The following is a 16,093-nucleotide window of genomic DNA, read 5'->3' as shown; positions in this document are numbered from 1 at the left end:
GCTGGTCGGGTGCGATTCCTCGACGGCCACCGGCCTCCGTACGACCTGACCTACGACGACGTCTTCATCGTCCCGAACTCCTCCGACGTCGCCTCCCGGTTCGACGTGGACCTGTCCACCTCGGACGGCACCGGCACGACCATCCCGGTGGTGGTGGCCAACATGACCGCCGTCGCAGGCCGGCGGATGGCCGAGACCGTGGCGCGCCGCGGCGGGATCGTGGTCTTGCCGCAGGATCTGCCGATCGAGGCGGTCCAGCAGACCGTGGATTTCGTCAAGAGCCGTGACCTGATCGCCGACACCCCGGTCACCCTCGGCCCGGAGGACTCGGTATCCGACGCGGTCGCCCTGATCCACAAGCGCGCCCATGGTGCCGCGGTGGTGGTGGCCGACGGCAAGCCGGTCGGGCTGGTCACCGAGGCTGCCACCACCGGCGTCGACCGGTTCGCCCGGGTCCGCGACGTCGCCGTCACCGACTTCATCACCGCGCCGGTGCACACCGACCCCAAGCAGGTGTTCGCCCTGCTGGAGCACGCCCCGGTCGATGTGGCGGTGCTCACCGAGGCCGACGGCTCGCTAGCCGGTGTGCTGACCCGTATCGGTGCGGTCCGCGCCGGGATCTACAGTCCCGCCGTCGACGCCGCGGGCCGGCTGCGGATCGCCGCCGCGGTGGGGATCAACGGCGACGTGGCGGCCAAGGCCCGCGCGCTGGCCGAGGCCGGGGTGGACGTGCTGGTCGTCGACACCGCGCACGGCCACCAGCGCAAGATGCTCGACGCCATCAAGGCGGTGTCCGCGCAGGACCTCGGCATCCCGCTGGCCGCCGGCAACGTGGTCTCTGCCGACGGAGCGCGCGACCTGATCACGGCAGGCGCCTCGATCGTCAAGGTCGGCGTGGGCCCCGGCGCGATGTGCACCACCCGGATGATGACCGGCGTCGGCCGGCCCCAGTTCTCGGCGGTAGTCGAATGTTCCACGGCAGCAAGGGAACTCGGCGGACACGTCTGGGCCGACGGCGGGGTGCGTCACCCGCGCGACGTCGCACTGGCACTGGCTGCGGGTGCCTCCAACGTGATGATCGGCTCGTGGTTCGCCGGCACCTACGAATCGCCCGGCGACCTGATGTACGACCGCGACAACCAGCCCTACAAGGAGAGCTACGGGATGGCGTCCAAGCGTGCGGTGGCGGCGCGCACCAGCGCCGACAGCGCCTTCGACCGGGCCCGCAAGGCACTGTTCGAAGAGGGCATCTCCACCTCGCGGATGGCGCTGGATCCCGACCGCGGTGGCGTCGAGGATCTGCTGGACCACATCACCTCCGGGGTGCGCAGCACCTGCACCTACGTGGGCGCCACGACCATCGCCGAACTGCACGACCGGGTGGTGCTGGGAGTTCAGTCGGCGGCCGGATTCGCCGAGGGACACCCCCTGCCGACCGGCTGGTGAGACCGTGCGGCGCGCGCAAGCCGCTACCATTAGGGATTGTTCGAGCCATTGAGGAAAGGGATCTGAGTGCCGCTGGCACCCGTCGAGGCCCCCGCGGATCGGGCTGCCCTGGCCGAGCAGGCACCGGACGGGGCCGAGGCCGAACCCTCCCCTAGACAGCCGGGCGCAAGGCCCGGCTCCCAGTCGGTGAGGGCCTGGTGAACGTCCTCTATACCGTGTTGAGCCTGCTGGCGATCGTCCTGCTGACCCTGGGCACCGCCATGTTCGTGGCGGCGGAGTTCTCCCTGACCGCCCTGGAACGCAGCACCGTCGACGCCAACGCCCGCACCGGCGGCCGCCGCGACAAGATGGTCCAGCGCGCCCACCGGACCTTGTCCTTCCAGCTCTCCGGCGCCCAGCTCGGCATCTCGATCACCACGCTGGCCACCGGTTACCTCGCGGAACCGGTGCTGGCCCGGCTGCTGGACCCGGCGCTGGACGCCGTGGGGATCCCCGCCAGCGTCGTGCCGGGGATCTCGCTGGTGCTGGCGATCCTGATCGCCACCTCGCTGTCGATGGTGTTCGGCGAGCTGGTGCCCAAGAACCTGGCGGTCGCCCGACCGCTGCCGACGGCCAGGGCCACCGCGGGCTTCCAGCTGATGTTCTCCACCGTGATGACCCCGCTGATCAAGGCCACCAATGGCACCGCCAACTGGATTCTGCGCCGGTTCGGGATCGAGCCGGCCGAAGAACTGCGCTCGGCGCGCTCGCCGGAGGAACTCGGGTCGCTGGTGCGCAACTCCGCCGAGCGCGGGGCGCTGGACGAGTCCACCGCGGAGCTCGTCAACCGCTCGCTGCAGTTCGGCTCCCGCATCGCCGAGGAGTTCATGACCCCGCGCACCGAGATCGAGGTGCTGCAGGCCGACGACACGATCACCGACCTGGTGGCTGCTGCCGCCGAGACCGGGTTCTCCCGGTTCCCGGTGGTCGACGGCGATCTCGACGAGACCATCGGCATCGTGCACGTCAAGCAGGTATTCGCGGTGCCCGCCGAGATGCGGGCCAGCACCCGACTCAAGCTACTGGCGGTGCCCGTGCCGACGGTGCCGTCCACGCTCGACGGTGACGCCCTGATGGCGCAGGTGCGGGCCAACGGCCTGCAGACCGCGCTGGTGGTCGACGAGTACGGCGGCACCGCCGGCATGGTGACCGTCGAGGACCTCATCGAGGAGATCGTCGGCGACGTGCGTGACGAGCACGACGACTCCACCCCTGACGTGCAGAAGACCCCGCTGGGCTGGCAGGTCTCCGGGCTGCTGCGCATCGACGAGGTCGACGAGGCCACCGGCTTCCGGGCGCCCGAGGGCGAGTACGAGACCATCGGCGGCCTGGTTCTGGAGAAGCTCGGACATATCCCCGAACTCGGCGAATCCATCGAACTGTCGGCGTTCGACCCGGACGGCCCCTTTGATGACCCGGTGCGCTGGCGGGCCACCGTGATCGCGATGGACGGCAGGCGCATCGACCAGTTGGCGCTGATCGAGCTGGGCCACGATGACGACGCGACGGTGGAGGCCGACTGATGGGCGGTGACATCTTCGGCGTGCTGCTGACCGTGCTGCTGCTGGTGGCCAACGCGTTCTTCGTCGGCTCCGAGTTCGCGTTGATCTCGGCCAGGCGGGACCGGCTGGAAGCCCTCGCCGAACAGGGCAAGAAGAGCGCGGTGACCGTGCTGCGGGCCGGTGAGCAGCTGTCGCTGATGCTGGCCGGGGCGCAGCTGGGCATCACGGTGTGCTCGATCCTGCTCGGCCGGGTCGGCGAGCCGGCCGTGGCCCACCTCCTGGAGACACCGTTCGACCTCGTCGGTGTGCCCGATGCCGTGTTGCACACGGTGTCGTTCCTGGTGGCGCTGGGCATCGTGGTGACGCTGCACGTGTTGCTCGGCGAGATGGTGCCGAAGAACATCGCGATCGCCGGACCGGAGAAGACCGCCATGCTGGTGGTGCCGTTCTACCTGGTGTACGTGCGGATCGCCCGGCCGTTCATCGCGTTCTACAACTGGGCGGCCAACGCCACGCTGCACGTGTTCGGTGTGGAAGCCAAGGACGAACTCGACGTCACGGTGTCCACCGTCGAACTGGCCGAGATGATCGCCGAGTCCAGCTCCGAGGGACTGCTGGACCCCGAAGAACATCTGCGCCTGACCCGCGCCCTGCAGATCCGCAACCGAGTGGTCAACGACATCGCCGTCCCGCTGGCCCAGGTCCGCGCGGTACCGGTCGCCGGGCCCGGTCAGGGCCCCACGGTCAGCGCGGTCACCGAGGCGCTGACCGATACCGGGTACTCCCGGTTCCCCGTGGTCGGCACCGACGGCTCGTTGATCGGCTATCTGCACATCAAGGATGTGCTGTCCCAGATCGACGACCCGCAGACCGTGCTGGACGCCTCGGTGGTGCGCCCGCTGCCGCAGCTGGCCTCTGATCTGCCGCTGCCGGATGCGCTGTCGCGGATGCGCGCCGACAACAGCCACCTGGCGATGGTCATCGCCCCCGACGGCCGGGTCTGCGCGATGGCTGCCCTCGAAGACCTGGTGGAGGACCTCGTCGGCACCGTGCGCGACGGAACCCACCGTGCCTGAAGTCGTCGTTCTCGACGAGGACGACTGGCTGGCCCGGGCCGCCGCCCACCGCGCCGACGTCGAGGCGCTCACCGCTGACCACCAGCGTCGCGCCCAACGTGGTGAAGCTCACCCCGTCTGGGATTTCCTCTTCACCTACTACAGCCTGCGGCCCCGCCAATTGCGGGTGTGGCATCCCGGCTACGGCACCGCGCTGGCCGGCCCGGCGGCCCGGGAGTACCTCGACCGGACCGGCTACTGCTCGCGCCCGGCCGGGGTGACGGCCGACCCGGAGTACCTGCACTCGCGGCTGGAGACCGTAGGCTTCGTTGCCGGCCTGCTGCAGGCGACTGCCGACCGCCCACCGCAGTACACCTGCTTCGGCATGCACGAATGGGCGATGGTCTACCGCACCGAAGACGTCCGGCACGGCGCGGTGCCGCTGCGGCTAGGAGCCGACGGCACTGATGCCGTCGTCGAGTCAATGCCGTTGCGCTGCAGCCACTTCGACGCGTTCCGCTTCTTCACCCCGGCGGCTGTCCCGCGCAATCAGGTGACACCGAGCCGCGCGACCCAACGCGACTGGGAGCAGCCGGGCTGCCTGCACGCCAACATGGACCTCTACAAGTGGGCCTACAAGCTGGGCCCGCTGGTCGGATCGGACCTCGTGCTGGCCTGTCTGCGGCTGGCCGCGCAGGCCCGCGAACTCGACATGCGGGCCAGCCCCTATGACCTCAGCGCGTTCGGGTTCGAACCGATTCGCGTCGAAGACCCCGCCGGGCGGGCGGAATACGTCCGCTGCCAGAACGTTGTCGCCCAGCGCGCCGCACCGTTGCGGGCTGCGCTGCTCTCGCGCTGTGAGCTGCTGCTGGAGGCCGCCGCGGCGCAAGAGGGCACGTTACTGACGGGTAAGCTGAATGGATTGTCGTGAGGGAGGCTTGATGACAGAACGCGTGTCCGTCGGCAACCTGCGGGTGGCGCAGGTGCTGTACGACTTCATCACCAACGAGGCGCTGCCCGGGACCGAGATCGACCCCGACAGCTTCTGGGCGGGTGTGGACAAGGTGGTCACCGACCTCACCCCGAAAAACCAGGAGCTGCTGGCTCGCCGCGACGACCTGCAAGCCCAGATCGACAAGTGGCACCGCCAGCGCATCATCGGCGGCATCGACGCCGGTGAGTACCAGCAGTTCCTTGCCGACATCGGTTACCTGCTGCCCGAGCCGGACGACTTCACCATCACCACCGCAGGTGTCGACGACGAGATCACCACCACTGCGGGCCCGCAGCTGGTGGTGCCGATCCTCAACGCGCGCTTCGCCCTCAACGCCGCCAACGCCCGCTGGGGATCGCTCTACGACGCGCTGTACGGCACCGACGTGATCAGCGCCGAAGGCGGCGCCGAGCCTGGCTCCGGCTATAACAAGGTGCGCGGCGACAAGGTCATCGCCTACGCCCGCACGTTCCTCGACAAGGCCGTGCCGCTGGCCAGTGGATCCTGGAGCGACGCCACCGGCCTGTCGGTCGTCGAAGGCGTCCTGGAGATCGCGCAGGGCGATCAGGTCACCGGCCTGGCCGAGCCGGAGAAGTTCCTCGGCTACACCGGCACGCTGGGCTCCCCCGACTGGTCGGTGCTGCTGGTCAACAACGGCCTGCACATCGAAATCCTCATCGACCCGGAGTCCCCGGTCGGCTCGACCGACAAGGCGGGCATCAAGGACGTGGTGCTGGAGTCCGCGATCACCACGATCATGGACTTCGAGGACTCGGTGGCCGCGGTCGACGCCGACGACAAGGTGCTCGGCTACCGCAACTGGCTCGGCCTGAACAAGGGCGACCTGGCCGAGGAAGTCAGCAAGGGCGGTAAGACCTTCACCCGGGTGCTCAACGGCGACCGCACCTACACCAAGGCCGACGGCGATGGTGAGTTCACCCTGCCCGGCCGCAGCCTGCTGTTCGTCCGCAACGTCGGTCACCTGATGACCAACGACGCGATCGTGGACGCCGAGGGCGCAGAAGTCTTCGAGGGTATTCAGGACGCCCTGTTCACCACGCTGATCGCCCTGCACGGGCTGGGCGGCCAGAACAGCCGCACCGGGTCCATCTACATCGTCAAGCCCAAGATGCACGGCCCCGACGAGGTGGCCTTCACCTGCGAGCTGTTCAGCCGGGTCGAGGACGTGCTGGGCCTGCCGCAGAACACCATCAAGGTCGGCATCATGGACGAGGAGCGCCGCACCTCGGCCAACCTCAAGGCCTGCGTCAAGGCGGCCGCCGACCGGGTCGCCTTCATCAACACCGGCTTCCTGGACCGCACCGGCGACGAGATCCACACCTCGATGGAAGCCGGCCCGGTGATCCGCAAGGGTGCGATGAAGACGCAGCCCTGGATCCTGGCCTACGAGGACCAGAACGTCGACGTCGGGCTGGCCACCGGGTTCTCCGGCAAGGCCCAGATCGGCAAGGGCATGTGGGCGATGACCGATCTGATGGCCGCCATGGTCGAGCAGAAGATCGGCCAGCCGCGCGCCGGCGCCACCACCGCCTGGGTGCCCTCACCCACCGCAGCCACCCTGCACGCCATGCACTACCACTACGTGGACGTCTACGCGGTGCACAAGGAATTGGCCGGTAAGTCCCGGACCACCCGCGATGAGCTGCTGACCATCCCGCTGGCCGCCGAACTGGCCTGGTCGCCGGAGGAGATCCACGAAGAGGTCGACAACAACTGCCAGTCCATCCTGGGCTATGTGGTGCGCTGGGTCGACGCCGGCGTGGGCTGCTCGAAGGTGCCCGACATCCACGACGTCGCGCTCATGGAGGACCGCGCCACGCTGCGCATCTCCAGCCAGCTGCTGGCCAACTGGCTGCGGCACGGCGTGATCACCGAGGACGACGTCAAGGCCAGCCTGCGCCGGATGGCCGCCGTGGTCGACGGGCAGAACGCCTCGGATCCGGACTACCGCCCGATGGCGCCGGACCCCGAGGGCAGCATCGCCTTCCAGGCGGCGCAGGAACTCATCCTGGCGGGGGCGGCCCAGCCCAGCGGCTACACCGAGCCGATCCTGCACCGCCGCCGCCGCGAGTACAAGGCGAGCGTCGGGTCCTGAACCGCCCGGCTCGCCACTGCGAGGTGGCGGACTGCTGATCGCTAGACTCGTGCGGGGTCTGGCGCGAACCGTTCGACGAAAGAGGATTAGGCACCGCCATGGGCAGGCACAGCAAACCCGGTCCCGGGGAATCCTTCGGCGAACCTGCTGAGCCCGCCGACTCCTCGGAGTCGCCCACCGGCCGGTTCGCTCAGCAGCCCGAGGACGCGCCGTTCGAGCACTACGAGCCGCTCGATGACCGCTATCTGCCCGACGACGAACCCGACTACCGCGACGAGTACGACGACGGTCCGGCCGACTCGTATGGCGCCACGCCCCCGCCGCCACCGGCGACCGGTGGACGGCGGCGCAGCGGCTGGGAAGGTGGCCATCGCAGCGAAGGCGGACGGCGCGGAGTGAGCCTCGGCGTGATCGCTGCGCTGATTACGGTGGTCGTGGTCGTCGGCGCGGTAATCCTGTGGCGGTTCTTCGGCGGCGTGCTGTCCCATCGGTCCACCGAAGCCGCCCAGCAGTGCCTGGCCGGCACCGCCAATGTGCCCGTCGTGGTCGACCCGTCGATCGCGGACAACGTCAAGAAGTTCGCCGAGGGCTACAACGCGAACGCGACGCCGGTCGGCGATCGCTGCGTGAAAGTCGTTGTCACGATTGCCGATTCAGACCCGGTGATCAACGGATTCGTCAACCAGTGGCCCGCCGACCTCGGCGAGCGGCCCGCCCTGTGGATTCCGGCCAGTTCGGTGTCGGCGGCCCGGCTGCAGGCCACCGCGGGCAAAGAGGTGGTCAGTGACGCCCGCTCCCTGGTCACCTCGCCGGTGCTGCTGGCGGTCCGCCCGCCGCTGAAAGCCGCCCTGGAGCAACAGGGTTGGGGCGCGCTGCCCGGTTTGCAGACCAACCCCACCGCACTGGACTCCCTGGATCTGCCCGGCTGGGGATCGCTGCGGCTGGCGCTGCCCACCGTCGGTGACAGTGACGCCACCTACCTTGTCGGCGAGGCGGTGGCCTCGGCGGCCGCTCCCCCGGACGGTCCTGCGACTGCCGGGCTCGGCGCGGTCAACACCCTGTTCGGCGGTCAGCCCAAACTGGCCGACAACACCGCCGACGAGGCCTGGAAGGCGCTGCTGGCATCCGGCGACGTCGCCGCGGCCCCGGTCCATGCGGTGGCGACCACCGAACAGCAACTGTTCGCGCGGTCGGCGTCGATCTCGGATGCCAAGAACGCCGTGGCGGGTGTCCTGCCGCCGGGCCCGGTGGCGCTGGCCGACTATCCGACCGTGCTGCTGGCCGGAAACTGGCTGTCCGAAGAGCAGGTGAGCGCGGCCAGTGAGTTCGCCCGCTACATGCGCAAACCGGAGCAGCTCGCCGAACTGGCCAAGGCCGGGTTCCGTGCCGAGGGCACCACGCCGTCCGGCAACGACGTAGTGAGCTTCGGCCAGCTCGGCGCCCCGTTGGTGGTCGGCGACGATTCGGTGCGGGCCACCCTGGCCGCCGCGCTGTCGGCCCCGGCCACCGGATCGGCCACCACGATCATGCTCGACCAGGCGATGACCGGTGACGAGGGCGGCAAGTCCCGGCTGGCCAATGTCGTGGCCGCTCTGGACGGCCGGATCGGGGCGCTGCCGCCGAACGCCGCGGTGGGGCTGTGGACATTCAACGGTGTCGAGGGCCGCTCGGCGGTGGGCATCGGACCGCTGTCGGATCAGCTCGACGGGCAGGCCCGTTCGGCGGTCCTGACCGACACCCTCAACGGGTTGTCATCCTCGGGCGGCGGGGCGGTCTCCTTCACCACGCTGCGTCTGGTCTACGGCGATGCGCTGACGAACTTCCGCCAGGGACAAGCGAACTCGATTCTGGTAATCACCCAGGGCCCGCATACCGACCAGTCCCTGGACGGTCCCGGACTGCAGGAGTACATCAAGTCGGCGGTGGATCCGGCCCGGCCGGTCGCGGTCAACGTGATCGATCTCGGTGACGACCCGGATCGCGCCACCTGGGAGGCCGTCGCCCAGATCTCCGGCGGCTCCTATCAGAACGTCGCGACGTCGGACTCCCCCGACCTCATCGCGGCGGTCAGCCAGCTGCTGTCCTAATCGAGCCCGAGCAGTCGGCGGGCGCCGGCGGTGAACTCGTCGGGCACTTCCAGCTGCGGGTAGTGCCCGATCCCCGGCAGGGTGATGACCTCGGCGGCCGGGCGCAGTTCGGTCAGGCCGGCCAGCACATCGGTGGTCGCCACCGGATCGCCGGTGGCCCACAGAAAGCTCAGCGGTTTCGCCCAGTCCCGCACAGCACCGTGCCAGCGCGGCGCGAAGCGCACTCGCTCGTTGAGGTAGGCGCACAGCAGGTGCAAGATGCGGTGACCGTCATCGCGGGCCAGCATCGCCCACTGGGCTTCGGCTTCCTCGGGTGAGAGCGGATGCGCCGCGCTGAACAGCTCGGCGAAGCCACGGATGAAGCCGCTCTTGTTGGTCAGGCGGGCGAACAGCGGGCCCAGCGGCCCGCGCAGGATCTTCTGGCTGCGGCGCAGGCTGGCCCGCTCGATGATGACGCTGCCGTTGGTCAGGACCGCCCGCTGCAGATCGAACGGCAGCGCGCCGGACAGGTCGCGGGCCAGCAGCTCGGTGGCCACCGACGTGCCCATGTCGTGGGCCAGCAGCACGACCGGGCCCACGCCTGCGTCGGCGACGACCTCCTGGACGATGTCAGCCTGCTCGAGCAGGCTGTAGCGGTGCGGCCGCGGCTTGTCCGACAGGCCGAACCCGAGGAAGTCCAGGGTCAGCCAGGGCTGGTCGCCCAGCCGGTCGACCACCCCGCGGAAGTCGTAGGAACTGGACGGAAACCCGTGCAGCAGAAGCAGAGTCGGTCCAGCACCGGGCGAGGAGCGGACGAACACCTGACCCGCGCTCGTCGATACGAGCCGGCCACCTTCTTGCCACTGGCGAACGCTGGCGGGCAACACAGGTGTGACGCTATCAGGGGTTGAGATCGCACTGAGAGCGAAACCCTGGCGAATTCTTCGCCCTCAGTGCGGTCTGAACGCCATCGTCAGGCGAAGGCCTCCACCGGCGGGCACGAGCACACCAGGTTGCGGTCACCGTAGGCGCCGTCGATGCGGCGCACCGGCGGCCAGACCTTGGGCCGGAACGCCTGACCCAGCGGGTAGGCCGCCTGCTCGCGGGTGTACGGGTGCGTCCACTCGTCGACCAGCAGGCAGGCCGCGGTGTGCGGCGCGTTGTGCAGCGGGTTGTCCTCGGCCGGCCATTCGCCCGAACCGACCTTGTCGATCTCGGCGCGGATGGCGATCATCGCCTCGCAGAATGCGTCGACCTCGGCCAGGCTCTCACTCTCGGTCGGCTCCACCATCAGAGTCCCGGCCACCGGGAAGCTCATGGTCGGGGCGTGGAAGCCGAAGTCCGCCAGGCGCTTTGCCACATCGTCGACGGTCACGCCGGTGGCCTTGGTGATCCCCCGCAGATCCAGGATGCACTCGTGGGCCACCATGCCGTTCTCGCCGGTGTAGAGCACCGGGTAGTACTCGTCGAGCCGGCGGGCGATGTAGTTGGCCGACGCGATCGCCGTCAGCGTGGCGTCGCGCAGGCCGCGCCCGCCCATCATCCGGATGTAGGCCCAGGTGATCGGCAGGATCGACGCCGAACCGTAGGGCGCCGCCGACACCACATGGCCGTGCGGCAATTCCTCGGCCAGCGGGTGGCCCGGCAGGTACTGGGCCAGATGCGCCCGCACCGCCACCGGCCCGACACCGGGGCCACCGCCGCCGTGCGGGATGCAGAACGTCTTGTGCAGGTTCAGGTGGCTCACATCGCCGCCGAACTTGCCCGGCCGGGCCAGACCGACCAGCGCATTGAGATTCGCACCGTCGACGTAGACCTGCCCACCGGCGTCGTGCACGGCGGCACAGATGTCGGCGATGTCGTGCTCGTACACGCCGTGGGTGGACGGATAGGTGATCATGATCGCGGCCAGCCGCTCGGCGTGCTCGGCCACCTTGGCCCGCAGGTCGTCGAGGTCCACGTCACCGTTCTCCCGGCAGGCGACCACGACCACCCGCATCCCGACCATGGCGGCCGAGGCGGCATTGGTGCCGTGCGCACTCGACGGGATCAGGCACACATCGCGGTGACCCTCGCCACGTCCCACGTGGTAGTCGCGGATGGCCAGCAGCCCGGCGTACTCGCCCTGCGATCCGGCGTTGGGCTGCAACGAGATTGCGTCATAGCCCGTTACGGCGGTCAGCCAGTCCTGCAGGTCGGCGATCAGCCTGCGCAGGCCCGGGGTGTCCCCGGCGGGGGCGAACGGGTGCTGGCGGCCGAACTCCGGCCAGGTGATGGACTCCATCTCCGCGGCGGCGTTGAGCTTCATGGTGCACGAGCCCAGCGGGATCATGCTGCGGTCCAGCGCGATGTCCTTGTCGGCCAGCGAGCGCAGGTAGCGCATCATCTCGGTCTCGGTGCGGTACTTGGTGAACGCCGGGTGGGTCAGGAAGTCCGTTGTCCGCGAGTCGATCTCGGGACCCGCATACTCCCCGGCCGGGGCCGCACCGAGGGCCTCCAGGACCGCGGCCACGTGTACGGCGGTGGTGGCCTCATCACAGCTGACCGACACGTGGTCGGCGTCCACCCGCCAGATGTTGATACCCCGGCCCTTGGCCTCGGCCTGCACCGCGGCCGCCCGGTTGGGCACCTGCACCAGCACGGTGTCGAAGAAGGTGTCGTGCACCACCTCGACACCCGCGGCGGCCAGGCCGGCGGCCAGCGTGCGGGCGTGGCCGTGCACCCGCCGGGCGATCCCGGCCAGACCGTCGGCACCGTGGTAGCTGGCGTACATCGCCGCCATGATGGCCAGCAGCACCTGGGCGGTGCAGATGTTGGAGGTCGCCTTGTCGCGACGGATGTGCTGTTCGCGGGTCTGCAGCGACAGCCGGTAGGCCGGCGACCCGTCGGCGTCCACGGACACCCCGACTAGCCGGCCCGGCAACTGCCGGGCGTGCTTGGAGTGCACCGCCAGGAAGCCGGCGTGCGGTCCGCCGAATCCCATTGGCACACCGAAGCGTTGGGCACTGCCGAAGGCCACGTCGGCGCCGATCTCCCCGGGCGGGGCGATCAGGGTCAGCGCCAGCAGGTCGGCGCCCAGCGCGATCAGCGCGCCACGCTCGTGGGCCTGCTCGACCAGCTTGGACCAGTCGGTGACCCGGCCACTGGCCCCGGGCAGCTGCGCGATGACGCCGAAGAATTCACCCTCGGGCAATCCGTTCCGCAGATCGGCGGTGACGATCTCGATGCCCAGCGGCTCGGCGCGGGTGGCCAGGATCGCCGCGGTCTGGGTGAACAGGTCGGCATCCACCGCCAGCCGGGCCGACGATCCACGCGAGGCGCGGTGCATCAGCGTCATCGCCTCGGCGGCCGCGGTGCCCTCATCGAGCATCGAGGCGTTGGCCACCTCGAGTCCGGTCAGGTCGGCGATCATGGTCTGGAAGTTCAGCAGCGCCTCCAGCCGGCCCTGGCTGATCTCCGGCTGGTACGGCGTGTATGCGGTGTACCAGGCGGGGTTCTCCAGGATGTTGCGCAGCAGCACCGGCGGGGTCAGCGTGTCGTAGTAGCCCTGCCCGATCATCGATACGGCGATGGTGTTGCTGTCGGCCATGGCCCGCAGTTCGGCCAGCGCCTCGTGCTCACCGACCGCGGCGGGCAGCCGGTCGAGGCCCGGCGCGGTGCCGTCGGAGCCTGGCAGGTCGAGGATGCCGGCGGGTAGCGCCTTGGCGGCCAGCTCGTCGAGGGTGGCAACCCCGATGACGTCGAGCATCCGCGCCACATCGTGGGAGTCCGGTCCGATGTGGCGATCGGCGAAGCTGGGCTGGGTGTGGTCTGACACGGGGAGGGCTCCTGGACTCGGGCGGACGCAGCCGTCAGCGGCGTCCTCTCCCTCTGTCGTCGACCCGTGCCGGGTGCCTGAGAGATTCGGCGCGGTTCAGACGCCTTTCCCCATGGGCGGGTGACCAGGGGTCACCACTTTCCAGAGGCATCGTGGCCGAGTGCGGTCCGGGGGCCTGAGAGGTTGACGGAGAGGTATTGCTCCTTCGGCGTCCGTGACTGGCGGCCACGGAACTCTCCCGCACAAGGGCGATGCAGAACAGATTCTAGCTGTTAACCGATCTTGCGGTCGCGGCTCTTGCGCCGTGAGGCCAGCTCATCCTCGGGCGAGGCGATCGACTCGCCACCGTCGGCCCGCTCACCGGGGAAGTCGGCGATCGCACCGGACAGCTCGCGCATGGCACCGCTGACCGCGATCCCGAACACGCCCTGACCGCCCTGCAGCAGGTCGACGACCTCTTCGGCCGAGGTGCACTCGTAGACCGTGGTGCCGTCGGAGAACAGGGTGATGTTGGCCAGATCCTGGACGCCACGCTGGCGCAGGTGGTCCACGGCGACCCGGATGTTGTGCAGCGAGATGCCGGTGTCGAGCAGACGCTTGACGATCTTGAGGACCAGGATGTCCTTGAACGAATACAGCCGCTGGCTGCCGGAGCCGGCCGCACCGCGGATCGAGGGCACCACCAGCGAGGTGCGGGCCCAGTAGTCGAGCTGACGGTAGGTGATACCGGCGATCTGGCAGGCGCTCGGGCCGCGGTAGCCGACGAGTTCGTCGGGCACCGAGTCATCGGGGAACAGCCCGGCCTGCACCGGTTCACTCACCGGGCGCACGGCGCTGTCGTCCTCGAAGTGGCCCGCGGAATCGGAAAGGCCCGCGCCGGCAAGATCCAGCTGTCCCTGACGTGGCTGCTCGCCCACGATGCTTCCTCTCGCCGTTCGAACCATGGCCCGCTGACCGCTGCCCCACCGCGTTTGCCCTGCGTCCGAGTCTTTCGAGCATACGCTTGTCGACGGGCGGTCGTGCTCGTCGTCGCAATCAAAGTATGGCCGCCACCGGGCATGCTGCCCGGCATCCGCCACGCGTGTCGAACCGCTGCCGACCGAGATGAGACGGATCCGTGATCTTGACCGGCAGCGGGCTACCCGCTCAGGTGGCCTTGAAATCGTCCGGGGACACGCTGTCGAGGAATTCCTTGAACTTCTCGACCTCGTCCTCGCGGACGGCTCCCGTGGACTCGTCGTCGCTCTCGTCGGGAATCAGCAGACCCGCCTCGGCGAGCACCGCCTCTTCGACGTAGATCGGGACACCGACCCGCAGCGCGATCGCCACCGAGTCCGACGGTCGCGCCGAGACCTTGATGTCACGGTCGAAGATCAGGTCGGCGTAGAAGGTGCCCTCCTGCAGATCCACGATCCGCACCTCCTTGAGCGAATGCCCAAGGGCGGCAATGACATCTCTGATCAGGTCGTGGGTGAGCGGCCGCGGCGGCTCCACGCCCTGCTGCTCATACGCGATGGCCGCGGCTTCCGACTGACCGATCCAGATGGGCAGGTAACGGTCACCGTTGGACTCGCGCAGCAGCAGAACCGGCTGGTTCTGGGGCTGCTCGACCCGGATGCCGACTACACGAACCTCACCCATTTGTGTCTGACCTCCGAGCTGGTTGTGCCGTCCGTTGCGAGTCTAATCCTCAGCGATCGAGAACGTCGCGCACAGCGGACTTGATCAGCGAGGTGTGCAGCGTGATGGCCAGCGCCGCGACCTCCCTGGCCAGATCGTCGGCGCGGTCACGGGCGCCGGTCTTGCTCGCCTTGCCCACCGGGCCGGCGATCTGGGCGATCAGATCCGACTGCCGGTCGGCCGCCGAGCGGAACGCCCGAAGATGCCGCGGTTCGATGCCGTACTCACCGAGGGCCTGGGCGCACTGGGCGATCAGCACGGCATGCTCGTCGAAGAAACCGCCGGGGCCGGTGGTGATCACCCCGGCCTTGCACAACGCGGTCAGCAGTGCATCGCCCACGCCGGAACGGTCCAGCACGTCCTCCCGGCTCAGCCGCACCTGGGCGCGGGCCACCGCCGCGGTCTCCTCGGCGCCGGGTTGTTCGGACACCGGCACCAATCGTGGTACGGCGTAAGGAGATCCGGCCTGCGGCAGCTCGCCGTCCGGTGAGGCGTCCAGCTGCTGCTTGATCACCTTCAGCGGAAGGTAGTGATCCTTCTGCGCGGTGAGGATGAACCGCAGCCGCGCGCAGTCATAAGCGGTGAACCGCCGATACCCCGATCCCGTGCGCTGGGGCGTGACGAGACCCTCAGCTTCCAAGAACCGAATCTTGGAGATCGTCACGTCCGGGAAGTCCGGTCGTAGCAGGTCCAGGACCGCTCCGATCGACATCCCGGCAAGCGCGGGAGTATCGGGAGCGGTCACTAGCTTCCTGGACCGCCTTCGTCGTCGGCCGGCTTCGGTCCGGTCAGGAAGACCAGGCGGAACTTGCCGATCTGCACCTCGTCGCCGTTGGCCAGGGTGGCCGAGTCGACGGGTTCGCGGTTGACGTAGGTGCCGTTGAGGCTGCCCACGTCGACGACCTGGAATTCGTTGCCGTCCAACCGGAACTCGGCATGCCGGCGGCTGACGGTGACGTCGTCGAGGAAGATGTCGGAGTCGGGATGCCGGCCTGCCGACGTGGTCGGCTGGTCGAGCAGGAACCGCGAGCCCGCATTGGGCCCACGCTTGACGACCAGCAGCGCCGAACCGACCGGGAGGCCTTCCACCCCGGACACCGTGCCCTCGCCGCCTGCGCTCGCCGGTGCGTCCAGCTCGTTGAGGAAGTCCGCGCGGAAGACAGATGTCGTCTCCACGGTGACTTCGTCAGACACCTGGTCCGCCCCAGAGTTCTGGTCCTTGTCCGTCACCCGCTGCTCCTCACTGGCTGCCGTGGCGATCTCTGGCGGGGTGCCCCACCAGGCGCCCGTCCGCCCTCATCATCACTTCCGTCGACCGTACCGCGCGGTGGTCGCCGATGTGCCCACCACCGCCGGATCGGTGACTGGCAGGCACCCT

At 69.2% G+C, this 16,093-nt stretch carries 12 protein-coding genes and 2 riboswitches; of the genes, 6 read left to right on the top strand and 6 right to left on the bottom strand.

Features of this window, described 5'->3' with window-relative positions; translation table 11 throughout:
- The first annotated feature begins 9 nt into the window (after positions 1 to 9).
- From BN3385_RS19315 to BN3385_RS19290, 6 genes are all read left to right on the top strand, one after another.
- Positions 10 to 1,446, top strand: a complete 1,437-nt coding sequence (locus BN3385_RS19315; protein ID WP_059019097.1) for a GuaB1 family IMP dehydrogenase-related protein — start codon at positions 10 to 12, stop codon at positions 1,444 to 1,446.
- Positions 1,447 to 1,643: 197 nt separating this feature from the next.
- Positions 1,644 to 3,008 (top strand): hemolysin family protein, encoded by a 1,365-nt coding sequence (locus BN3385_RS19310; RefSeq protein WP_059019096.1) that lies wholly within the window; start codon positions 1,644 to 1,646, stop codon positions 3,006 to 3,008.
- The gene (locus BN3385_RS19305; RefSeq protein WP_059019094.1) at positions 3,008 to 4,063 is read left to right on the top strand and encodes a hemolysin family protein; all 1,056 of its coding nucleotides are present in this window, start codon (positions 3,008 to 3,010) and stop codon (positions 4,061 to 4,063) included. The genes BN3385_RS19310 and BN3385_RS19305 overlap by 1 nt, the downstream gene beginning before the upstream one ends.
- Positions 4,056 to 4,973 (top strand): hypothetical protein, encoded by a 918-nt coding sequence (locus tag BN3385_RS19300; RefSeq protein WP_059019091.1) that lies wholly within the window; start codon positions 4,056 to 4,058, stop codon positions 4,971 to 4,973. The genes BN3385_RS19305 and BN3385_RS19300 overlap by 8 nt, the downstream gene beginning before the upstream one ends.
- A gap of 10 nt (positions 4,974 to 4,983) precedes the next feature.
- Positions 4,984 to 7,152 (top strand): malate synthase G, encoded by a 2,169-nt coding sequence (locus tag BN3385_RS19295; RefSeq protein WP_059019089.1) that lies wholly within the window; start codon positions 4,984 to 4,986, stop codon positions 7,150 to 7,152.
- Positions 7,153 to 7,250: 98 nt separating this feature from the next.
- Positions 7,251 to 9,239: a substrate-binding domain-containing protein gene (locus BN3385_RS19290; RefSeq protein WP_059019087.1), complete on the top strand. Its 1,989-nt coding sequence runs from the start codon at positions 7,251 to 7,253 to the stop codon at positions 9,237 to 9,239.
- Here the strand turns inward: BN3385_RS19290 and BN3385_RS19285 are convergent.
- From BN3385_RS19285 to garA, 6 genes are all read right to left on the bottom strand, one after another.
- The gene (locus BN3385_RS19285; RefSeq protein WP_082690551.1) at positions 9,236 to 10,105 is read right to left on the bottom strand and encodes an alpha/beta fold hydrolase; all 870 of its coding nucleotides are present in this window, start codon (positions 10,103 to 10,105) and stop codon (positions 9,236 to 9,238) included. The genes BN3385_RS19290 and BN3385_RS19285 overlap by 4 nt on opposite strands.
- A gap of 86 nt (positions 10,106 to 10,191) precedes the next feature.
- A complete protein-coding gene (gene gcvP, locus BN3385_RS19280) occupies positions 10,192 to 13,035 on the bottom strand; it encodes an aminomethyl-transferring glycine dehydrogenase (protein WP_059019082.1) in 2,844 nt (947 codons plus the stop codon).
- A 43-nt stretch (positions 13,036 to 13,078) separates the two neighbouring features.
- Positions 13,079 to 13,188, bottom strand: a riboswitch (glycine riboswitch).
- A riboswitch (glycine riboswitch) is annotated at positions 13,189 to 13,286 on the bottom strand. It abuts the riboswitch before it with no gap.
- 21 nt (positions 13,287 to 13,307) lie between these two features.
- On the bottom strand, positions 13,308 to 13,952 hold the full coding sequence (locus BN3385_RS19275; RefSeq protein ID WP_059019081.1) for a MerR family transcriptional regulator: 645 nt from the start codon (positions 13,950 to 13,952) through the stop codon (positions 13,308 to 13,310).
- A gap of 229 nt (positions 13,953 to 14,181) precedes the next feature.
- A complete protein-coding gene (locus tag BN3385_RS19270) occupies positions 14,182 to 14,676 on the bottom strand; it encodes a bifunctional nuclease family protein (RefSeq protein ID WP_059019079.1) in 495 nt (164 codons plus the stop codon).
- 49 nt (positions 14,677 to 14,725) lie between these two features.
- Positions 14,726 to 15,460, bottom strand: a complete 735-nt coding sequence (gene ftsR / locus BN3385_RS19265; protein WP_059019077.1) for a transcriptional regulator FtsR — start codon at positions 15,458 to 15,460, stop codon at positions 14,726 to 14,728.
- Positions 15,460 to 15,945: a glycogen accumulation regulator GarA gene (gene garA, locus BN3385_RS19260; RefSeq protein ID WP_059019075.1), complete on the bottom strand. Its 486-nt coding sequence runs from the start codon at positions 15,943 to 15,945 to the stop codon at positions 15,460 to 15,462. Before garA ends, ftsR begins: the two co-directional genes overlap by 1 nt.
- Between the last annotated feature and the right edge of the window lie 148 nt (positions 15,946 to 16,093).

It is taken from the genome of Mycobacterium sp. M26 (assembly GCF_001494595.1).
Taxonomy (GTDB): Bacteria; Actinomycetota; Actinomycetes; order Mycobacteriales; family Mycobacteriaceae; genus Mycobacterium.
Note: the sequence above shows the minus strand (reverse complement) of the source record. Positions and strands in the feature narration are given on the sequence as shown.